The sequence below is a fragment of the Jeongeupia sp. HS-3 genome (assembly GCF_015140455.1).
Lineage (GTDB): Bacteria > Pseudomonadota > Gammaproteobacteria > Burkholderiales > Chitinibacteraceae > Jeongeupia.
In genome coordinates, this window is sequence record NZ_AP024094.1 from 1,142,748 (window position 1) to 1,164,499 (window position 21,752).

Annotated in this window: 19 protein-coding genes and 1 pseudogene; 8 read left to right on the forward strand and 12 right to left on the reverse strand. The window is 59.2% G+C overall.

What is annotated here, in order from left to right; translation table 11 throughout:
* Nucleotides 1–93 precede the first annotated feature (93 nt).
* The 4 genes and pseudogenes from JLC71_RS16700 to apaG all read right to left on the reverse strand — a co-directional run.
* Nucleotides 94–285 (reverse strand): annotated as a pseudogene (locus tag JLC71_RS16700) (L-serine ammonia-lyase); the annotation flags it as partial.
* A 199-nt stretch (nucleotides 286–484) separates the two neighbouring features.
* Nucleotides 485–1,720, reverse strand: coding sequence for an amino acid permease (locus JLC71_RS05330; protein ID WP_200917729.1), 1,236 nt, complete (start codon nucleotides 1,718–1,720; stop codon nucleotides 485–487).
* Nucleotides 1,721–1,945: 225 nt separating this feature from the next.
* Nucleotides 1,946–3,709 carry an ABCB family ABC transporter ATP-binding protein/permease gene (locus JLC71_RS05335; protein WP_200917730.1) on the reverse strand — a complete coding sequence of 588 codons (1,764 nt, stop codon included), beginning with the start codon at nucleotides 3,707–3,709 and terminating at the stop codon, nucleotides 1,946–1,948.
* A 105-nt stretch (nucleotides 3,710–3,814) separates the two neighbouring features.
* Nucleotides 3,815–4,198, reverse strand: coding sequence for a Co2+/Mg2+ efflux protein ApaG (gene apaG / locus JLC71_RS05340; protein WP_200917731.1), 384 nt, complete (start codon nucleotides 4,196–4,198; stop codon nucleotides 3,815–3,817).
* Nucleotides 4,199–4,298: 100 nt separating this feature from the next.
* Between apaG and rpe the strand changes: the two genes are divergently transcribed.
* Together rpe and JLC71_RS05350 are read left to right on the forward strand one after the other, a co-directional pair.
* Complete coding sequence (rpe, locus tag JLC71_RS05345; protein ID WP_200917732.1) at nucleotides 4,299–4,982, forward strand: ribulose-phosphate 3-epimerase; 684 nt, start codon at nucleotides 4,299–4,301, stop codon at nucleotides 4,980–4,982.
* The gene (locus tag JLC71_RS05350; RefSeq protein WP_200917733.1) at nucleotides 4,979–5,641 is read left to right on the forward strand and encodes a phosphoglycolate phosphatase; all 663 of its coding nucleotides are present in this window, start codon (nucleotides 4,979–4,981) and stop codon (nucleotides 5,639–5,641) included. Before rpe ends, JLC71_RS05350 begins: the two co-directional genes overlap by 4 nt.
* Before the next feature lie 76 nt (nucleotides 5,642–5,717).
* Here the strand turns inward: JLC71_RS05350 and JLC71_RS05355 are convergent, their stop codons facing one another.
* The 8 genes from JLC71_RS05355 to mutS all read right to left on the reverse strand — a co-directional run bounded on the left by JLC71_RS05355 (nucleotide 5,718) and on the right by mutS (nucleotide 14,813).
* Nucleotides 5,718–6,197 carry a dihydrofolate reductase gene (locus JLC71_RS05355; protein WP_200917734.1) on the reverse strand — a complete coding sequence of 160 codons (480 nt, stop codon included), beginning with the start codon at nucleotides 6,195–6,197 and terminating at the stop codon, nucleotides 5,718–5,720.
* 2 nt (nucleotides 6,198–6,199) lie between these two features.
* Nucleotides 6,200–6,862, reverse strand: coding sequence for a hypothetical protein (locus JLC71_RS05360; protein WP_200917735.1), 663 nt, complete (start codon nucleotides 6,860–6,862; stop codon nucleotides 6,200–6,202).
* Nucleotides 6,863–6,873: 11 nt separating this feature from the next.
* Complete coding sequence (locus JLC71_RS05365) at nucleotides 6,874–7,668, reverse strand: thymidylate synthase (protein WP_200917736.1); 795 nt, start codon at nucleotides 7,666–7,668, stop codon at nucleotides 6,874–6,876.
* Nucleotides 7,669–7,711: 43 nt separating this feature from the next.
* On the reverse strand, nucleotides 7,712–9,763 hold the full coding sequence (locus JLC71_RS05370) for a sensor histidine kinase (RefSeq protein WP_200917737.1): 2,052 nt from the start codon (nucleotides 9,761–9,763) through the stop codon (nucleotides 7,712–7,714).
* A gap of 123 nt (nucleotides 9,764–9,886) precedes the next feature.
* Nucleotides 9,887–10,456, reverse strand: a complete 570-nt coding sequence (gene greB / locus JLC71_RS05375; RefSeq protein ID WP_200917738.1) for a transcription elongation factor GreB — start codon at nucleotides 10,454–10,456, stop codon at nucleotides 9,887–9,889.
* Between the two features lie 13 nt (nucleotides 10,457–10,469).
* Complete coding sequence (gene rluB / locus JLC71_RS05380) at nucleotides 10,470–11,306, reverse strand: 23S rRNA pseudouridine(2605) synthase RluB (protein WP_236250993.1); 837 nt, start codon at nucleotides 11,304–11,306, stop codon at nucleotides 10,470–10,472.
* Nucleotides 11,307–11,725: 419 nt separating this feature from the next.
* The gene (locus tag JLC71_RS05385) at nucleotides 11,726–12,172 is read right to left on the reverse strand and encodes a hypothetical protein (RefSeq protein WP_200917740.1); all 447 of its coding nucleotides are present in this window, start codon (nucleotides 12,170–12,172) and stop codon (nucleotides 11,726–11,728) included.
* Between the two features lie 97 nt (nucleotides 12,173–12,269).
* The gene (gene mutS, locus JLC71_RS05390) at nucleotides 12,270–14,813 is read right to left on the reverse strand and encodes a DNA mismatch repair protein MutS (RefSeq protein ID WP_236250994.1); all 2,544 of its coding nucleotides are present in this window, start codon (nucleotides 14,811–14,813) and stop codon (nucleotides 12,270–12,272) included.
* Between the two features lie 50 nt (nucleotides 14,814–14,863).
* Between mutS and JLC71_RS05395 the strand changes: the two genes are divergently transcribed.
* The 6 genes from JLC71_RS05395 (at nucleotide 14,864) to JLC71_RS05420 (ending at nucleotide 21,646) form a co-directional block, all read left to right on the forward strand.
* The gene (locus JLC71_RS05395) at nucleotides 14,864–15,691 is read left to right on the forward strand and encodes a Smr/MutS family protein (RefSeq protein ID WP_236250995.1); all 828 of its coding nucleotides are present in this window, start codon (nucleotides 14,864–14,866) and stop codon (nucleotides 15,689–15,691) included.
* 111 nt (nucleotides 15,692–15,802) lie between these two features.
* Complete coding sequence (locus JLC71_RS05400; protein WP_200917741.1) at nucleotides 15,803–17,476, forward strand: phospholipid carrier-dependent glycosyltransferase; 1,674 nt, start codon at nucleotides 15,803–15,805, stop codon at nucleotides 17,474–17,476.
* An 11-nt stretch (nucleotides 17,477–17,487) separates the two neighbouring features.
* Nucleotides 17,488–18,612, forward strand: a complete 1,125-nt coding sequence (locus JLC71_RS05405; protein ID WP_200917742.1) for a DegT/DnrJ/EryC1/StrS family aminotransferase — start codon at nucleotides 17,488–17,490, stop codon at nucleotides 18,610–18,612.
* 56 nt (nucleotides 18,613–18,668) lie between these two features.
* On the forward strand, nucleotides 18,669–19,643 hold the full coding sequence (locus tag JLC71_RS05410; RefSeq protein WP_236250996.1) for a glycosyltransferase: 975 nt from the start codon (nucleotides 18,669–18,671) through the stop codon (nucleotides 19,641–19,643).
* Nucleotides 19,640–20,557 (forward strand): formyltransferase, encoded by a 918-nt coding sequence (locus JLC71_RS05415; protein WP_200917743.1) that lies wholly within the window; start codon nucleotides 19,640–19,642, stop codon nucleotides 20,555–20,557. The genes JLC71_RS05410 and JLC71_RS05415 overlap by 4 nt, the downstream gene beginning before the upstream one ends.
* Before the next feature lie 45 nt (nucleotides 20,558–20,602).
* Complete coding sequence (locus JLC71_RS05420) at nucleotides 20,603–21,646, forward strand: bifunctional UDP-4-keto-pentose/UDP-xylose synthase (RefSeq protein WP_200917744.1); 1,044 nt, start codon at nucleotides 20,603–20,605, stop codon at nucleotides 21,644–21,646.
* Nucleotides 21,647–21,752 lie beyond the last annotated feature (106 nt).

Below are 21,752 nucleotides of genomic sequence, written 5' to 3' on the forward strand. Positions count from 1 at the left end.
ATCTGCAATGCCGATGATATTAGGGATTCATGATGGATGCAAAAAAAATGCCCTCGGTATGTGAGGGCATTCAAACCAAGCACAAAACTTAAATCAATACATCGACATACCTACAACCAATGCAAGCCCAACAGAAAAGGATTTTTCGCATTTGTTCTGTATATCCATGCCGGCGCGGCACATCACTTCGACGACCGAATCGAGACTCACTTTGTGATGTCCATCTTCAATGATCGGCAATTGTGCACAATTGATCGATTTTTCCGGTGCAACGCCATTACGCTCGACGCACGGATTTGCACCAAACCATCGAGCAAATCACCGCACAGGCAATGCGCCATGACGATCTCGGCGGCAGAAAACGCCAAACATGTACTTCTCCGGCCAGGCGGGATATTTCCGAGACGGCGAATGTAAAAAACGCAGGCCAGCGCGTGTAGCGCTGGCCTGCGTTCGGCGCGGTTTTTACCTAAACCGGCTTAACCTAGAGGTAGCTACCAACAAAGTCGCCGGCAATCCCCACCAGGCCCATGACAAACACAAAGCTGGCGAAGGACGAGCGATAGATCAGCAGCCGCGGCACACGCTTCATCAGCATTACCGGCATCAGGTAAGCGTAGATCGCGATGATCGGCGCCGACAGCGCGCCAATGATCTTCAGGATGGGCGGGTTGTAAACGGCGAGGAACCACAGCCCGATCATCATCAGCATGGTGACGACCAGATTGATGCGCTTCTTGTTCAGCTTTTCTTCATCGGCCGGCTTACTCCAGGTCATCAAGCGGGTGATGATGCCGACCAGGCCTTCACGCGTACCCACGAAGTGGCCGAAGTAGGAGCTGGCGATCGCGAGGAAGGCGATCAGCGGAATCAGGTACTTGAGCAGCGGCTGGTTCACCGCCAGCGACATCACCGTAAGGATGTCGACGTTCTTGGCTTGCGCTTCGGCGAGCATCGCTGGCGTCGTGCTCAAGAGCATCGAGAACACGAAGAACATCACAAAGACCAGCAGGATCAACGATGTCCACTTAACGATGCCATCGGTCCGCCTGACCGCCTCGGCCGCCGGATACTGCGCGCGGTACGACGCCCCGAGGGTCGAGCACACCGGCGAGAAATTCATCGCAAACACCAGCACCGGGAACAGCAGCAGCAGGTTCTTCATGACATCGGCGCCGGTAGTCGGCGCGGTCAGCACGGCGGTATTCCAGTGCGGAATCATGTACGCCGACAGCAGCGCCAGCAGGATGATCAGCGGGAAAGTGATGATCGAGGTCACGCGTACCATGATCTTCTCGCCGGCCAGAATCACGCTGGTCAGGCCGACCAGCAACAGAAAGGTCAGCACCGGCCGCGAGACTTCGCTGACGCCCATCTGATTGGTCAGGAAGGACGAAACAATATTGGTGATGCCGGTGGCGTAGCCGACGCAAATGGTAATGATCGACAGGAAATACAGTACCGACACGGCAAAGCCGGCATTGCGGCCCATGTCATGCTCGACGGCGCCAACGATGTCGGTCGCCTTGCTGCACGATGCCACGACCCGAGTAATGCCGCGATGCGCGACATAGGTGATCGGGAAGATGATCGCGGTCAGGATCAACGTCGGCCAGATGCCGCCGAGGCCGGCGCGGATAGGCAGAAAAAGAATGCCTGCACCCACGGCGGTACCAAAGCACGTCAGCACCCACTCCCAGTCTTTGCGATCAAGTTTCATACGACCCTCCTGAGGTCTTCATATTTAATTATCAGGTCGTCCCTTGTATGGACGGCGTGTGACGACCCTTTTAAGGCCAACAGGAGGATGGTGGTTGTGACTTATTTACGCAGTACGCGCTTTCCCTTATGCATTTTGCGTTTCCTCAAAAGAATTAAACGATATAAGACAAGCCCCTTGCCCTTAACTGCACAGCTTAAGACAAGGCATTTGCCTTAATCGCCGTCACTCTTCGTGCTGCTGCAGCGCCCACAACCGTGCGTAGTGCCCGTCGCGCGCAAGCAGTTCAAAGTGGGTGCCGCGCTCGACGATGCGACCATCGTCCATCACGCCAATCTCATCGGCATCGGCAATCGTCGACAAACGGTGCGCAATGATCAGCGTGGTGCGGTTGGCCGAAATCGCTTTCAGCTCGGCCTGAATGCCCTTCTCGGTCTTCGAATCGAGCGCGCTCGTAGCTTCGTCGAAAATCAGGATCGGCGGATTCTTGAGAATGGTGCGGGCAATCGCCACACGCTGCTTTTCGCCGCCGGAGAGCTTGAGCCCGCGCTCGCCCACCATGGTGTCGAAGCCGTCGGGCAGCTTCTCGATGAAATCGTAGATATGTGCCGCCCGCGCCGCCTCGATCACTTCTTCACGGCTGGCGCCGGTTTGGCCGTAGGCGATGTTGTAATAGATGGTGTCATTGAACAGCACCGTATCCTGCGGAACGATGCCGATGTGCGCGCGCAAACTCTCTTGCGTCATGGCCCGCAAGTCGATGCCATTGATCGCCACTTGCCCCTGCCAGACGTCATAGAAACGGTATAGCAGTCGCGACAGCGTGGATTTCCCTGCACCGCTGGCACCAACCACCGCCAGCGTCTTGCCCGCCGGGATTTCGAAGCTCACACCGTGCAGGATCTGCCGGTTGCGGTCGTAGCCAAAATCAACCTGCTCGAAACGGATCGTTGCGCTATCGGTTCGCAGCGTCGTCGCGCCGGGCGCATCCTTGATCTCGGCGTTCTGGCGCATCAGCGCGAACATTTTTTCCATATCGGCGAGCGAGTGCTTGATCTCGCGATAAACGAAACCAAGGAAGTTCAACGGCGCGTAGAGCTGCAGCAGGAAGGCGTTCACCAGCACCAGATCGCCCAGCGTCATCTTGCCACTGGCGACATCACGCGCCGCCAGCCACACCAGCGCGGTGACGCCAGCGGCGATGATCACCGCCTGACCGGCGTTCAGCAGCGACAGCGACACCTGATTCTTGACCGAGGCGGTTTCCCACTTTTCCAGGCTACGATCGTAGCGCGAGGCTTCCCAGCGCTCGTTGTTGAAATACTTGACGGTTTCATAGTTCAGCAGCGCATCGACCGCACGGGTATTGGCCTTGGAATCGAGATCGTTCATCTGCCGGCGAAACGCCATACGCCACTCGGTGATGCCAAGCGTGAACCCGATGTAGATGACGATGGTGCCGAAGGTGATCGCGGCGAAGTACCAGTCGTACTTTTTCAACAAGATGATCGCGACGAGGATGATTTCAATCAGCGTCGGCAGGATATTGAACAGCATGAAATTGAGCAGGAAGGCGATACCCTTGGTACCCCGATCAATATCACGGCTCATCCCCCCCGTTTGCCGCTCCAGATGAAAGCGCAAACTCAGCGCACTCAGGTGCTCGAACACCTGCAGGGCCACCTTGCGGATCGACCCTTGCGTGACCTTGGCGAACACTGCATCGCGCAATTCACCAAACACTGACGAGCACATCCGCAGTGCGCCGTAGGCCAGCACCAGCGCAACCGGCATCACCATGAGGCCCTTGCTGCCATCGAGCGAGTCGACAATCCCCTTCAGGACCAGCGGTACGGCGACGTTGGCAAACTTGGCGGTAATCAGCAGCCCCAGCGCCAGCAGAACGCGATTTTTGTAGCGCCAGAGATAGGGAAACAGCGTACGCAAGGTATGCCAATCGTTACGCGGTGCAGAATCGGGAATAGCCATGATCGTTTTTCGTTTTTGTTAAAAGCGGAATATTCGTGCTCGATACAAATGGCTGCGCCACGCCCTGCTGGTTGCAAGGCGTGGCGCAGCGTATTCGCGATCGTTTCAGTGCAGCGTGCGCGGAATTGACAGGACGAACTCGGGAATGTCGGCGTGAAACTCGACCCCCTCTTCGGTGCGCATCAGATAACTGCCCTGCATCGTGCCCACCGGGGTCTCCAGGGTTGTGCCGCTCATATACTCGAATGACTGCCCCGGCTGCAGCATCGGCTGCTCGCCGACCACTCCCAGTCCGCGCACCTCCTGCACCCGCCCTTGCATGTCCCGAATGATCCAGTGCCGGGACACCAACTGCGCGGCCACATCGCCGTGGTTGGTAATCCTGATGTGATATGCAAAGACAAAGCGATCCTCTTCTTCGTCCGACTGCTCGGCGATGAAGCTGGCGCGCGGCAACACTTCGATATTGAACTTGGGACTATCGCTCATGCACGAACCCCGATTGATGGAGGACAATCTTAACAGGCTGACGCCCTCGCCGCGCACTCAGCACCGGTACAATCCAAGCAATCCATGTCGGAGTCGACCCATGAGCCAGTTCCGCATTGCCCCGAGCATCCTTTCTGCCGACTTTGCCCGTCTGGGCGAGGAAATCAGCAGCGTCATCGCCGCTGGTGCCGGCCTGATCCACTTTGACGTGATGGACAACCATTACGTCCCCAACCTGACCATCGGCCCGCTGGTTTGCGAGGCGATCAAGCCCTACGCCACCGTGCCGATCGATGTGCACCTGATGGTCAAGCCGGTCGACCGTATCGTTCCCGACTTCGCCAAGGCCGGCGCCAACATCATCACCTTTCACCCGGAAGCGTCGGACCACATCGACCGGACGCTCGGCCTGATTCGCGAACATGGTTGCCAGGCCGGGCTGGTGTTCAACCCGGCCACCTCGCTCGATCACCTCGACTACGTGCTCGACAAGGTCGACATGGTGCTGCTGATGTCGGTCAACCCCGGCTTCGGCGGCCAGTCGTTCATCCCGGCGATGCTCGACAAGGCCCGCGCCGCGCGCACCAAGCTTGATGCCTACAAGGACAGAACCGGTCGCCATATCAATCTGGAAATCGACGGTGGCGTCAAAATCGACAATATCGGCGCCATCGCCGCTGCCGGGGTCGATACCTTCGTCGCGGGCTCGGCGGTGTTTGGCCATCCGGACTACAAGAGCGTGATCGACGCGATGCATGTCGAAATCGCCAAGGCACTCGCATGACGATTCGCGCCTTTGCCTTTGATCTGGATGGCACCCTTGTCGATTCGATCGCCGACCTCGCTCGCGCCGCCAACGCCGCACGCGCCGATCTCGGCCTCTCGGCGCTGGCCGAAGCCGCGGTGGAAAGCTACGTCGGCGATGGCGCGCACAGCCTCGTCGCACGCACGCTGGCCGATGATCACGACGCCGACTGGACAAATACGCCCGAGCAGCAGGAGGCGATGCAACGCTTCGACCTGCATTACAAGGCGGGACTGACGATCGCGACGCGTTTTTACCCCAAGGTCCAGGAAACACTGCACGCGCTGCACGAACTGGGTCTGCCACTGGCGATCGTCACCAACAAGCCCGAGCGCTACACCTTGCCGCTGCTACGCGAGCTGGGCGTATCCGAACAGTTCGACGTCGTCGTCGGCGGTGACACCCTGGCCGAGCGCAAACCGTCGGCGCTGCCGCTGCAATATGTAAGCGAGCGCCTTGGCGTTGCGGCGGACGAAATACTGATGGTCGGCGACTCGAAGAACGACATCCTCGCCGCCCGCGCCGCCGGCTGCCCGGTGGTGGCGGTCGAGTATGGCTATGGCAGCGACGTGCATGCGCTTGGCGCCGACCGGGTGATCGGGGTGTTTTCCGAGCTGCTGGAATTCGTCGAGGAATAGCGCTCCGGATCGTCAATGCAAAACGGGCCGTCATGGCCCGTTTTTTCATTCAATGCTTGAAACCCGTGCCAACGACTCAGCGACGGCGATAAGTCACAAAGGAATAAGCGACGCCCTTGCTGCTCACCTGATCGTCCCGCCCAATGACTTCCCACACCGATGCGGGAATCTCCGGAAAGAAAGCATCGCCATCGGGCGACAGCGCAACCTCGGTGAGATAAAGCACATCGGCCAGCGCCAAGGCTTGCCGATAAATTTCGCCGCCCCCGATCACGAAGACCGTCTCATCGCGGGCGCATGCAGCCAGCGCGGCGTCGATACTGGTAAACACTTCAGCGCCATCGGCGCGCCAACTGGCATCGCGACTGATCACCAGATGCCGCCGCCCCGGCAGCAGCCCCGGCAGCGACTCAAAGGTCTTGCGCCCCATCAGCATCGGCGCCCCCATGGTCAAGGCCTTGAAGTGCTTCAAGTCCTCGGGCAGATGCCAGGGCAACTTGTTGTCGATGCCGATGACGCGGTTTTGTCCGAGCGCGGAAATAATAGCCAACTGCATGGTCATATCTTCAAAATATTCTGTTGGAACGATGCGGTGCGCCCATCGAGATAAGCCTCTACCCCGGCCAACTGCGTGCGCAGCGCAGACCTGGCAATGAATCGCTCGAGTGAGTCGTCCGGAACAGCAAAGCGGTAATGATGCCCGTCCCGACTCAAGTGCCCGCGACCGAGCAAATCGTGCAACTCCGCCCTGTACGCGATACAAAACCCTTTAGACAGCGAAACCGGGCGTTGACCGAACGCGGAGTACTTGCAGATCGTCATGTACACGAGAAATGTAGCGGCCTCGAACAAGACACCGGTACTCAGCTCGTTATCCCGATCGATCTTGTCGCCAGGCAACCACAACTCGCCCAACAGCCACTTCCCGCCATCCAGCCACATCGCGGCAATTTTTTTTGCTTCACTCGGAAAACACAGCTCCAGATTAGCTTTGCGGGCAAAGACCTTGCTTCTGCTGCGCAGGATGCCTTCCAGCTCCCGCTTCACCGAGGAAAAGGTCTCGCCGCCGCGCCGGGTCATTTCCGCTTGAATGCGGGCAAGGAGATCGAACAAGCCATGCTCGGCACAAATTCGCGACAACATCGCCAGCACCTTGTCCGGATGTTGCTCGACCGGCATATCAAGGAGTTCTTTGACGCGCGGCGGAAGCGTAAATGACACGACCGCTGATCTTAAACCGCTACCGGCGCTTTGATCGCCGGGTGGGATTGGTAGTTCTCAAGCGTAAAGTCATCAAACTCGAACGCAAATAGATCTTGCCGCGCCGGATTGAGCTTCATCGTCGGCAAAGGCAAAGGCTCGCGCGCCAGTTGCGTTTTAACTTGCTCAAGGTGATTTGAATAGATATGGCAATCGCCACCGGTCCAGACAAAATCACCCGGCTTGAGCCCGCAAGCCTGCGCCACCATCATCACCAACAGCGAGTACGAGGCGATGTTGAATGGCACGCCGAGGAAAAGATCGGCACTGCGCTGGTAGAGCTGACAAGACAGCTTGCCATCGGCGACATAGAACTGAAAAAAGGCATGGCATGGCGGTAGCGCCATGTTTTCGATTTCGCCGACGTTCCACGCCGAAACGATAATCCGGCGCGAATCCGGATTGGTTTTCAGCGTTTTGACGACCTCGGCAATCTGGTCGATGTGACGGCCGTCCGCAGTCGGCCAGCTTCGCCACTGGTAGCCGTAAATCGGCCCCAGCTCACCATCCTCACGCGCCCACTCGTTCCAGATCGATACGCCGCGCTCTTTCAACCAGTTGTTATTGGTTTCGCCACGCAGGAACCACAGCAGTTCGTAAACGATCGACTTCAGATGGGCTTTCTTGGTCGTCACCAGCGGGAAGCCCTGCGACAAATCGAATCGCATCTGCCGGCCGAAGACCGATAAGGTGCCGGTGCCGGTTCGATCTTCCTTCTTCGCACCGTGATCGAGAACATCCTGAAGAAGGTCGAGGTATTGCCGCATCGTATCGCTCCGTACTGGCCGGCGTGGACATCCGGCAATCGCATCAAACCTCGATTCTACCGCCCCGTTCCAACATCTGCGCTGCTTTGTCGGCCGGTGCCGGCGTGAATGCGTCGGCTTGCGGCAGTGAAACGGTAAACGTCGTGCCATGACCGAGCAGGCTGTCGCAACGCACGCCGCCACCCATTTCCTCGGCCAGGCGCTTGACGATGGAAAGGCCAAGGCCGGTGGTATGTTCGCCACCGGTCGGCACAGCGGAAAGCCGGCCAAACTTGCGGAACAGTTTATCCATTTCGTGCGGCGCAATCCCGGGGCCACGATCACACACCGCGACTTCAACCATTCCGAGCAGTGATACGGCACCAACCTCGATCCGGCTTTGGTGTGGCGCGTACTTGGAGGCATTCGATATCAGATTATCGAACACCTGCCACAAGGCTTGCCGATCGGCGAGCACCATCAGGCCGCTGGCCTGCGCATGGCAGCGCTGCTGCTTTTCCTCCAGCCGCCCTTCCCAGCTGGTCAGCAGCTCGGCGAGCACCTCATCCAGCGCAAGCGGCTCCAGCGTCAATCGATACTGGCCCGATTCAAGCGTATTGATATCGAGCAGATTGCCAAGAATGCACTGAATGCGGTGTGCCAGCTGCGTGATGCCGGACAAGCGATCGCGCACGCGCTCCTTGGGCCAGACATCGAATTTACTGCTAATCAGACTGGCCATGCCGCCGATGCTGGCGACCGGATTTTTCAGATCGTGCGCGGCGATGGTCAGCAGTTCGTTTTTTTCTTCGTTCAAACGCGAAAGCTCGACATTGACCGTTTCCAGCTCGGCGTTACGCTGCGCCAGCTCATCGGTGCGGGCACTCACCTGCTCTTCAAGATGATGGCGATGATGCGCAATGGTCGTCGCCATGGTATCGAAACTGCGGGCCAACTCACCCAGCTCGTCGGTGCGATCGATATCCAGTGGATGCGTATGACGCCCCTGTGCCAATGACTGAATCGCAGACTTCAAGCGCCCAAGCGGGCGGGCGACATCGACCTTGAGCACCCAGGCCATCAAACCCAGTTCAATCAACAAGGCAACCAGACCTAACAGCAAGACCATGCTTGCGGCCAGCGCGGCCTTTTCCTGCAGCAGTTTTTTCGGATAGACGATGACGAACAACCAATCGGCACCGCGAATCTGCGCCATGCCCAGCCAGGACTGCCCATCGGTGCTTTCAACAAAAAGCTGCTTGGGTGATGCCTTGGAAATGGCCGAGTACAGATCACGCAAGCCGGCATCGTCGGTATCATGCAGATTGTAATGACCACGACTGGCTTCGATCTGCTGCATCCGCTCCGGATGGGCGATCAGATCGCCTTGCCGCGTCACGATGAAATTGGTTGTACCTGGAATACCAACGCTGTTGGTGCGCCCGATCAACTGGTCGAGCAGCACATCCTGCCCGGCGCCGCCCAGATAGCGGCCCAGATAGTCGATCGGTGTAACGACCGAGACCATCCACTGCATCGCCTGTTTGTCGAAGTAGATACCGGTCCAGAATGTCTTGCGTTCGGGATTGCGTGCCGGCGTTGCGCCCAGCTCGGTTTCAAGGTCGAACTCGAAATCCGCCACCGAGCCATTGCGCGCGTAATTGAGATCCGGCAGGAACATCAAACTGGCATCGGAGATGTTCAGATCGATGAACGTATCGTAATAACGATTTCGAAACGCCGGCCCGTACTGACTCAGCAGATCGTAACCAAGCATCACCTGACGCATGAATTCGGGTGTCAACTCGATCCGCGGCAAGAGTGCGACGGTGGCGCGGTATTCAAAATCGTCGCGTTCGACCCGGACACGCCACATACCATCCCGATCCTGCTTCAATAAGGCATGGAAATCGGCGGAGACATCCTTGCCCTGCATCTGCGCGTAGCGGCGAATGAATTCGTTGCGCAGCAGCTTGGTATTGGTTTCAGCCTGAAGAAAGGGCTCGCTCTCGAGCTGGCTGCGTGCCTTGATGTACTTTTCGAGATTGCCCAGCGCCTCTTCCTGCAGGCGCATATAGCTGTAGTAATAGCTGACAGCCGAAATAGCCAACGACACGATGGTGATCCGGAAAGCCATGTTCCGCAGTACGCGGCGAAATAAACTGCTTTGTGTGGTGCGCTCCATGCGCGGAGCATACCCAAGGAGAAAGATACGCGCAAAACTGAAATCAGGTCTGTATCAGCTTGGGCGCTCTATTTCCAGCGCCACGTACCGCACGGCGATGATTTCGATCTCTTCAACACCACCCGGCAAATGCAGCCTGACCGCATCACCCTCGCGAGCGCGGAGCAATGCCCGGGCAATCGGCGCCGTCCAGCTGACGTAGTGCCGTTTCAGATCGGTTTCATCGACACCAACAATCGAGACCGTTTCTTCATCGCCATTGGCACGCAAATAGTCGACGGTGGCACCAAAGAAAACCTGATCGGTTGCCTCGCGCGCCTCCGGATCAACCACTTCGGCATTTTCAAGCCGCTTGGTCAGGAAGCGAATCCGCCTATCGGTCTCGCGCAGCTTTTTTTTGCCGTAGATGTAATCGCCATTTTCCGAGCGGTCGCCATTGCTGGCGGCCCAGTTGATGATCTGGGTCAGCTCCGGCCTGGCTTTGGTGACCAGATCGTGCAGCTCGGTCTTGAGGCGCCGCCAGCCGCCGGGCGTCATATAGTTCTTGCTGCCGATCGGCACCTTGAGCTCGACGGGTAGATCGTCGTCGCCCTGATCATCTTCTTTGGTGAAAGCCTTGCTCATCGCGGTCGCTCAGTTACTCTTTGGCTTCGCCATTGAGCTTCAGCCCGGCCCACTTCATCACGGCCAGCACTTCGGTTTCGGATAGCTCATAGAACTGGCCACGTTTGAGCCGCCCCGGCAAGGTCAGCGCGCCAAAACGCACCCGCATCAGTCGCGACACCGTCAGGCCATAGTGCTCGAACATCCGCCGCACTTCACGATTCCGGCCTTCCTTCAGCACCACGCTGTACCAGCGGTTGGTGCCTTCGCCGCCCTGAGCGCGGATAGACGTGAATTTGGCCGGACCATCGTCAAGCTCGATGCCTTTGCGCAACTCGGTCATTTGCTCCTCGGTCAGCTCACCCAACACGCGCACGGCGTATTCGCGCTCCATTTCAAAGCGCGGATGGGTCATCTGGTTGGCCAGATCGCCCGAGGTGGTAAAGATCAGCAAGCCGCTGGTATTGAAGTCGAGCCGGCCGACGGCAATCCACTTACTCGACGTCAATCGCGGCAAGCGCTCGAAGACGGTGACGCGACCTTGTGGATCGTCACGGGTAACCAACTCGCCTTCTTGCTTGTGATAGAGCACCACCCGGGCAAGACGATCCGGCCAGCGCATGGTGACACGCTTGCCATCGAGACGAACCTCGTCACCCGGCTTCACCTTGGCGCCCAGCTCGGCGATTTTGCCGTTCACGCTGACGCGCGCGGCAGCAATCAGCTCTTCCATATCGCGGCGCGAACCGATGCCGCTAAAAGCCAGCGCTTTTTGCAGGCGCTCCTCACCCACTTGCTCGGTCGTCAGGCGCTTGGCACGCAGCTGTTTTTGCACCGCAACTTCGTGTTGCGAGCCAGCGCGCTGACGCATGCGCTTGGCCTTGGTGACCACATCACGACGCTTTTGCTCAACCCCTGCTGCTACCGGAGTACGGCGCTCCGTACTTGCCCCCTCGGCTTGCGGCGCAGGACGACCCTGCCTGGGGGCGGGAGCGGCCTTTCCGGCGACGCCACTGCGAGGCGGTTTGCCCCCGGAAATGAATTCATCACCAGGGCGGCGTGGTGTAGCGCCTTTTTTATTACGGCTTGCAAGCCCGGCTCGCTGCTGGTCAGCCGCCTTCTGTTCGCGGATCGCCGGCTGAGGGCGACGGGCACGGGTGGTTTTCATGATGTTCGATAATCCGGGGGTAACAGATGATTATATCGCGTACGGCGGGTGCCGATCACACCGGCCGCCAAACAAACAAGGCCACCCGAAGGCGGCCCCATGAGTTCGACACCCGCAAGCCATCAGCGTTCGGTAAAAAAGGCAATACTACCCAGACTGGTCAGGCCAAGATTAAAGTGCTGATTCTTGAAGCGATCGGTATCGCGCAGCTCGGCCTTGCGCAGGATTTCATACAAAAGCTCTACTTCCTTGAACATCTTGAGCACACGGGTATCGGCATTGAGACGCGCTTCAATCGCCTCTTTTGCGGCATGCTCGCTGGTCACGACGATCTCGCCAGCTTCACCACCACTCAATTGCACTGCAGGCGGGATATGAACATCCATGGCATCAAAATGGCCACCGATCTCGTCACCAAGGTGCTTGAGTTCGGCGGCGGCCTTTTGCCGGACATCGGCAAGCCGAAACGTACCGCCGTTCGGGACGATACCCAGAAAGCGGGCGATACCTTCATCAAGCTCCCACTGATCGTTATCGGCTTGGCCACTCGGTGTTTTTACGGCGTCCACGATATTGCTCCTCTATACGTTCGCTGCTGAATATGTTTCTAGCTTAGATTGGCGAACGGTTTTATTTGTCTGGTTGTGACTTGTTACCTTAACAAGCTCAATCAATCAGCGCTTTGAGCTCGAACAACAGCTGCAGCGCGGCTCGCGGGCTCAGCTCGTCCGGATCGATCCCCGCCATTTTCTCGACGAGCGGATGAGGCTCGGCGAGCAGAATCGGCTCAAGCGGCGCACTGAACAAGTCGCCCTGATGGGTTTGTCCCAAACTGGATGACTCCAGCTCCGTCAATTTGCGCTTTGCCTGCCGGATAACTTCGCGCGGCACGCCCGCAAGCTGGGCCACGGCCACCCCGTAGCTTTGCGATGCGGGCCCCTCCTGCACCGCATGCAAAAACACAATCCGATCCTTGTGTTCAACCGCATCCAGATGAACATTGGCGACAACCGGGTAATCTTGCGCCAGCCGCGTCAGCTCGAAATAGTGCGTCGCGAACAGCGTATAGGCGCGGTTCTTTTCGATCAGCTGCCGGGCAATTGACCAGGCCAGCGCCAGCCCGTCAAAGGTGGACGTACCGCGCCCCACTTCATCCATCAGCACCAGACTGTGCTCGCTGGCGTTGTTGAGGATGTTGGCGGTTTCGGTCATTTCGACCATGAAGGTCGATCGCCCGCCAGCCAAATCATCCGAGGCGCCGATACGGGTGAAGATCCGATCCACCTTGCCGATCACCGCGCTCGTTGCCGGCACATAACTGCCGATATGCGCCAGCAGCACGATCAGCGCCACCTGGCGCATATAGGTCGATTTACCGCCCATGTTCGGGCCGGTGATCAACAACAGCTTGCGCGCCGCGCTGAAGGTGACGCCGTTCGGAATGAAATCATCGATTTGCGCCTCAACCACCGGATGCCGGCCGGCGTCGATATCGATACGCACCTCATCGACAAATTCCGGTGCCACATAGCCGCGGTCGTGCGCATGGCATGCCAGGCAAGCCAACACATCGACGGTGGCGATCGCCTGTGCCGCCAGCCGCAATGCCGCCAATTGTGGCTGCAGCGCATCCAGCAAGGCCTCGAACAGTTGTTTTTCCAGCGCCAGCGCCCGGTCTTGCGCCGACAAGGCTTTTTCCTCGAAAACTTTCAGCTCGGGGGTGATGTAACGCTCGGCGTTTTTCATCGTCTGGCGGCGCCGATATTCCGGCGGCACCTTGTCGACATTGGCATTGCTGATTTCGATAAAGAAGCCGGCAACGCGGTTGTACTCGACCCGCAAGGTCGGAATGCCGGTGCGCTCGCGCTCAAGCAGTTCCATGCGCTGCAGGTACTCGCCGCAATTGGCCTGAATGCCGCGCAGCTCATCCAGATCGGCCGAATAGCCGTCGGCGATCACGCCACCTTCGCGCAACACCACCGACGGCTCGGCCAGCACTGCTGCTGCAAGCAGCTCATGAATCTCGGCATCGGGCAGCAAGGCTTGGGCGAGGCCGGCAAAAAACGACGTATCGGGCAAGCTATCGCGCAGAGCCGGCAGCAAGGCCAGGCCATCGCGCAGACTCGACAGGTCGCGCGGCCGGGCGCTGCGCAAGGCGATGCGGGCGGCGATGCGCTCGATATCGGCGATGCCGTTCAGCGTCTCGTGCAGATCATTGGCCGAGCCCGCGTCGAGCAAGGCGGCGATCGCCGACTGTCGCTCCAGAATCGCCGCATGCTGGCGCAAGGGGTGATGCAGCCAATGCCGCAGGCTGCGCGAGCCCATGCTGGTGGCGCAGGCGTCGAGCAGCGAGAACAAGGTTGGCGCGGCCTCACCACGAATGGTCTCGGTCAGCTCCAGGTTGCGGCGTGTCGCCGGATCAAGCTCGATGTACTGGCTGGCGTGCTCGACGCGCAAACCGGCCAGCGTCGGCAGCACGCCGCCCTGGGTCGTGCGCACGTATTCAAGCAAAGCGCCCGCACCGCCCAGCGCCAGCATATTGTCGGCAATGCCGAAACCGGCGAGGTCGTGCGTAGCGAAATGGCGGGTCAACGCGCGCGTTGCGCTGTCCTGATCAAACTGCCACGGCGGCATCTGCCGCACCGGCACGGTCAGCAGATCGAGCAAGGCCAACTGGGTGTCGGACGAAACGACGACCTCGGCCGGACGCAGCCGTTCCAGCTCGGTCGGCAAGCGTTCGATCTCGGTATCCATCACGGCGAAATCGCCCGAGGCGAGCGACAGCCAGGCCAGCCCCAACCGCCCCTTCAGCGCCACGATCGCCAGCAGGCGGTTTTCCTGCTTGTCGTCGAGCAAGGCGGCATCGGTCAGCGTGCCCGGCGTGACCACGCGAACCACCTTGCGCTCAAGCGGCCCCTTGGTCGTCGCCGGATCGCCGAACTGTTCGCAAATCGCCACCGACTCGCCCAGCTTCACCAAACGCGCGAGGTATTGCTCAGCGGCGTGATACGGCAGGCCGGCCATCTTGATCGGCTGACCGGCGCTTTGACCGCGCGTCGTCAGGGTGAGGTCGAGCAGCTTTGATGCCTTCACCGCATCGTCATAAAACAGCTCGTAGAAGTCGCCCATCCGGTAAAAAACCAGCTTATCCGGGTGATCGGCCTTGAGCTTGAGGTACTGCGCCATCATCGGGGTATGAGTTACGCCCATGTTTTCATTTGCTTTTTTGGTCAACGGTTAAGGCCTGTCAAAAACGGATATTGCTTCAGGCCGAAATTCTAGCCGCTGTTGCGCTGGCTTACACCCCGCATTGCGGCGCCCGGCATGAAAATATTGCCAACATCAAGGCCGTTCACCGATTCGCCCTCGTCACCACCGCGATTTGCCGCTTTCCGGGCAAAATGGCGAACGCGGGCGATCGCCCCCGAACCTGCTCCTCACATTCAAATTCGCACTTGGCCCTCATGGACAGCAATAACCGTCGCCGGCTCAAACAACTCAAGAAGCAACTGCAAGCAGCAAGCCGACCTGCTCCTTCCCGCCCACAAGCGCCAGCAGAGCCCGACGATCACACGCTTTTTCTGCTTGCGGCACAGGGCAGCACGCCATTGCGCCAGGTCCTTCGCTACCCGCACCCAAGCATACCGCCCAGCCCTTGGCCGCAGCAGCAGCGGACGCAAGCCATTGTGCAGACCGACGCAATGAGCGACTTCTGGCCCTGGGATGAATTGGCCACCGGCGAAGAGCTGCTGTATCTGCGTCCCGGGCAAAAGCTTGATACCTTGAAAAAACTCCGCCGTGGGCACTGGCTGGTGCAGGCCGAACTGGATCTGCACGGCTATGGCAGCGATACGGCTCGGCAAATGGTCGGCGAGTTTCTTCATGCCGCGCAGCAGGCCCACCGCCGCTGCGTACGCATCATTCACGGCAAGGGCTTGAGCTCCAGAAACCAGGAGCCGGTGCTGAAGCACAAACTCAAAAACTGGCTGGTACAACGTGATGAAGTATTGGCCTTCAGCCAGGCACGCCCGGCCGATGGCGGCAGCGGCGCGGTGTTGGTACTGCTCAAAAATCGGCCTGCTCGCTGACGCTTCACGTTCGCTTAACTGGCAAAGCCTAGTGTTTTCGCTTATTTTCTCGGGCGCCCTTGATCTACCGTGTTCTTGGCCGCTCCGACACCAACGTAACTGGAACCACGCATGACCGATTTCGCCAATAAGCGCTGGCCCAAATGGCTGCTGTTCATTTCTTTCGCCGTGCTGTGGTTCAGTACCCTGGGTTATCGGAAACTGATTTCTCCCGACGAAGGACGCTACGCCGAAATTGGCCGGGAAATGCTCGCCAGCGGCGACTGGCTTACACCACGCCTCAACGCCATCAAGTATTTTGAAAAGCCCATCCTGCAATACTGGGCGACGGCGGCGAACTTCAAGTTGTTCGGCGAAACCGAATTCGCCGCCCGCCTCTGGCCCGGCTTGACCGGGTTTATCGCGATCATCGCGCTTTATTTCACCGCCAAACGACTGTTCCGCCGCCGCAATGACGCCGAAACCCGTGCCGTGGGCGCGTCGGTGATGCTTGCCAGCAGCCTGTGGTGGATCGGCAACGGGCACTTTCTGTCGCTGGATATGGGGGTGTCGAGCTTTCTGGCGATCGCGCTGTTCGCCTTCGTCTGGGCGCAACAGGACGACGCCTCGCCGCGGGAAAACCGCAACGCCATGCTCGTTGCCTGGGGCGCCATTGCGCTAGCGGTGATGTCCAAAGGTTTGATCGGACTGGTGTTCCCCGGTGGCACACTGATCATCTATTCGTTGTGGACGCGGGACTGGAAACCCTGGACGCGGATGCACTTCGTCAAAGGCATTGCACTGTTGCTGCTGATCACCGCGCCGTGGTTCGTCATGGTGTCGCGCACCAATCCAGAGTTTGCCCACTTCTTCTTCATTCACGAACACTTCCAGCGTTTCGCCACCGACGAAGCCCGCCGCGACGGCTCGTGGTGGTATTTCGTGCCGGTATTGCTCGCCGGCATGCTGCCGTGGACCGCGCTGTTGCCGCAGATTATCCGCGCCGGCTGGCTAAGTCGTCCGTCACAACGCTTCCAAGCGCAGCGTTTTCTACTGGCCTGGGCCGTTCTGATCTTTCTGTTTTTCTCGAAATCACAATCGAAACTGCCGTCCTACATTCTGCCGATGTTCCCGGCGCTGGCGCTGCTCGCCGGCTACACGCTGATCGAGCTGCGCCGACGCAGCTGGCTGTGGCTGAGCGGGACGATGCTGACGCTTGGCATTGCCATGATGGTGGCGGCGCCCTTCATCGCAGCCAAAGGCAGCGACAAAACCCCACAAATCTACAATGCGGCGTTCTCGCAGTGGGCACTCATTGGCGGCATCGTCATCACGGTGACGGCACTGTTTGCGCTATGGAGCGCCATCCGCCACCGGTTTGATCTGACGCTGATCGCACTGGCGGCCAGCGGCCTGATCGGCGCGCAGATTCCGATGCTGGGCCATAACGAATTCGCCGCAACCAATTCAAGCTATCACCTGATCGACGTGATCAAACCGCAACTAAAAGCCGACAGCACGGTTTATATGTATCGCTACTATGACCAGACCGTGCCGTTTTATCTGAAGCGACCGGTACAGCTGGTCGACTACACCGACGAATTCAAGCTTGGCCAGACGCAAGAACCGGGGAAGCTGATGAATACCGAAGCCTTTCTGATCCACTGGCGTAACGATCCGGCGCCAGTGGTGATCACTAACCCCGACCACTTTCGCCTGCTGCAACGGCAAGGCCTGAGCATGCAGATCCTCGCCAGCGATCCACGCCGCATTGCCTTTACCCGCCCCGCATCTGCATCGAACTAATCGAGATCACCATGGATTTTCTGCCCTTCACCCGTCCGAGCATTGACGAAGAAACGATCGCCGACGTTGCCAGCGTCTTGCGTTCCGGCTGGATCACCAGCGGCCCCAAGGTGGCAGCACTCGAAGCGGCGCTATCGGACTACTTCGGTAGTCGGCCGGTGCGCGTCGTCACGTCGGCAACCGGGGCGATGGAAATCGCCTTGCGCCTGATCGGCTTGCAGCCGGGCGATGAAGTCATTACCACCGCAATGACCTGGGTCGCGACGAGCAATGTCATCATCAACGCCGGCGGCAAGCCGGTGTTTGTAGACATTGATCCGGCAACGCGCAATATCGACCTCGAACTGATCGAAGCGGCGATCACCCCGCGCACCCGCGCCATCCTGCCGGTCGACCTCGCCGGCCTGCCGGTCGATCGAGACCGGCTCTACGCCATCGCCAGCAAGCACAAGCTGCGGGTGATCGAAGACGCCGCGCAGGCACAGGGCGCAACGTGGAATGGCCAGCGCATCGGCAGCTTCGGTGACTTGTGCTCGGTATCGTTCCACCCGAACAAGAACATGACCACCATCGAAGGTGGCGCGCTGATCATGAATACGATCGAGGAAGCGCGCCTGTTCGAGAAATGGCGCTTGCAGGGCGTCACCCGCCTGCCCGATGGCACCATGGACGTCGACCTGCCCGGCGGCAAATACAACCTCACCGACGTAGCCGCAGCGGTCGGACTTGGTCAACTCAAGCACCTCGAGGCCTTCAACAAGCGCCGAGCCGAGCTGGCCGAACGCTATTTCGCCAAGATCGACCGTTCGCTCGGGCTGGCGCTGCCGATCGAATCAGCACAAAGCAACTGGCATATGTTCCAGATCCTGCTGCCGCTCGAACGGATGAGCATCAGTCGCGGCGAGTTCATCACCCGCATGAAGGACGCCGGTATCGGTGTTGGCGTGCATTACCCGGCCTTGCATCTGTTCAGCTATTACCGTGGCCTGGGTTACGTGGAGGGCATGTATCCGCACGCCGAGCACGTCGGCGCCAGCACCATCAGCCTGCCGCTGTTCCCGGCGATGATCGAATCGGATGTCGATCGCGTTTGCGATGCCCTCACCGCCGTACTGGCGCCGGTGTTGCACGGATGAAAACAACCATGACTTCATCACCGCTTAAACCTGCGCCGGCATCATGGCAGACAACCATGAACATGCCTGAAACCGAATTGCCGCACATGACTCAACCGATCGTCTCCATCGTCATCCCCGTTTACAACGAGGAAGAAGGTCTCGCTGCGCTGTTCGAGCGCCTGTACCCGGCGCTCGATGCGCTGGGCAAGTCCTACGAAGTGCTGTTCATCAACGACGGCAGTCGTGACCGCTCGCCAGCCATGCTCGCCGACCAGTTCCACGCCCGCCCCGATGTGACCCGCGTGATCCTGTTCAACGGCAACTTCGGCCAGCATCGCGCCATTCTGGCCGGGTTCGAGCACGCGCGCGGTCAACAGATCGTCACGCTCGACGCCGATCTGCAGAACCCGCCCGAGGACATCAAGACCTTGCTCGACGAGATGGACAAGGGCCACGACTACGTCGGCTCGATCCGCCGCCAGCGCAACGACTCGGTCTGGCGCCACGTCGCCAGCCGCGCGATGAACCGGCTGCGCGAAAAGCTCACCCGCATCAAGATGACCGATCAAGGCTGCATGCTGCGCGCCTACAGCCGCCGCATTATCGATACGATCAATATGTGCAACGAGATGCACACCTTCATTCCCGCGCTGGCGTATTCGTTCGCGCAGAATCCGACCGAAGTCGTCGTCGGCCATGAAGAGCGCTTTGCCGGTGAATCCAAGTATTCGATCTACAGCCTGATCCGGCTGAACTTCGACCTGATGACCGGTTTTTCGATCGTGCCGCTGCAGATGTTCTCGATGCTCGGCATGGTCATTTCGACGCTGTCGGGCTTTCTTGTGCTCTACCTCGTCGGCCGCCGCTTCATCATCGGCCCCGAAGAAGGTGGTCTGTTCACGCTGTTCGCCGTCGCCTTTCTCTTGATCGGCATTGCACTGTTCGGCATCGGGCTGCTGGGTGAGTACATCGGGCGGATTTATCACGAGGTGCGCCAGCGGCCGCGCTATCTGATCGCCGGCATTCTTGAAAAGCAGGCTGGCGAATGACCCGCGCCGTCGTTTTTGCCTACCACAACGTCGGCGTTCGCAGCCTCAAGGTCTTGCTGGCCCAAGGCGTACAGATCGATCTGGTCGTGACGCACGAAGACAACCCGAACGAGAACATCTGGTTCGACTCGGTGGCGCAGCTGTGCGGCGATTACGACATCCCCTGCATCACGCCAACCGACCCGAACACGCCCGAGACCGAAGCGCGCATTGCCGCGCTCGCACCGGATTTCGTGTTCTCATTCTACTATCGCCACATGCTGAGGGCGCCGATTCTCGCCGCGCCGAGCCGAGGCGCATTCAATCTGCACGGTTCGCTGCTGCCCAAATACCGTGGCCGCGTACCGGTGAACTGGGCGATCATTCACGGCGAACTCGAGACCGGCGTCACCTTGCACGTAATGAACATCAAGCCCGACAACGGCGCGATCGTCGACCAGTTCGCGATCCCCATCCTGCCCGACGACACCGCGCACGATGTGTTCGAGAAGGTCGCAGTGGCTGGCGAGCTGTGCCTGCACCGCGCGCTACCCCGACTCATCGATGGCACCGCGACGCTGACGCAGCAAGATCTCAGCCTTGGTGGCTATTTTGGCGGCCGCAAGGCGGAAGACGGCAGGATCGACTGGCGGCAATCGGCGCAACAGCTGCACAACCTGATCCGCGCGGTGACTCGCCCTTATCCGGGCGCCTTCGGCGACACGGCACAAGGCCTGCTAACGCTGTGGCGCAGCCGCTGTGTGGCAACGGCGCCGGATTGCCCCGACACGGCCGGCTGCGTACTCTGGGCCGCTTCGGACAAACTCTGGCTCAAGATGAGCGACGGCAGCCTGCTTAGGGTGCTTGAGGCCGATCTTGACCATGCACCACTGACGCCGGCACGGCTGACGCAAGCACTCGTGCTCGCCGCCTGAACATTACGAATTTGAACACCCCAGATTTACTAGGCAGACCAGACAATGAAAAAAGTCCTCATCCTCGGTGTCAACGGCTTTATCGGCCACCACCTGACCAAGCGCATCCTCGAAACGACCGACTGGGAAGTTTTCGGCATGGATATGTACGCCGGCAAGGTCGGCGAATTCCTTGGTCACCCGCGCTTTCATTTTTTTGAAGGCGACATCACCATCAATCAGGAATGGATCGAGTATCACGTCAAGAAATGCGACGTCGTGCTGCCACTGGTTGCAATCGCCACGCCGGCGACCTATGTGCAGGAACCGCTGCGCGTGTTCGAACTCGACTTCGAAGCCAACCTGCCGATCATCAAGTGGTGCGTGAAGTACAAGAAGCGCGTGGTCTTCCCGTCGACGTCTGAAGTCTATGGCATGTGCAAGGACGGCGAGTTCGACCCGGAAAACTCCGAACTGGTCTACGGCCCGATCAACAAGCCGCGCTGGATCTACGCCTGCTCCAAGCAGCTGATGGACCGCGTCATCGCCGCCTACGGCCAGCAGGAAGGCCTCGATTACACACTGTTCCGCCCGTTCAACTGGATCGGCGCCGGCCTTGACAGCATTCACACGACCAAAGAAGGCTCGAGTCGCGTCATCACCCAGTTCCTCGGCCACATCGTTCGCGGCGAGACCATCAAACTGGTCGACGGCGGCGAACAAAAGCGCGCATTCACCTATATCGATGACGGCATCGCCGCACTGATGAAGATCATCGACAACAAGGACGGCAAGGCATCGGGGCAGATCTACAACATCGGCAATCCGGTGAACAACTTCTCGGTACGTGAACTGGCAACGATGATGATCGACCTGGCCAAGCAGTACCCGGAGTACGCGGAAGGCGTGGCCAAGGTGCAGGTCGTTGAAACCACTTCGGGCGAATACTACGGCAAGGGTTATCAGGACGTGCAGAACCGCGTGCCCAAGATCGACAACACCAAAAATGACCTGGACTGGGCGCCGACGGTGAATATGGCCGATGCGCTGAAGGGTATTTTCGACGCGTACAAGGACCAGGTCGCCGAAGCCCGCAGCCTCGTCGACTAAGCAGACGCGGCATCGAAGAAAACCGGAAGCACGCCTTCCGGTTTTTTTATTGCATCACTTGCGCCCATGCCGCCCTGCAGCAGGGGGTGACTCCCTATAATGCAAG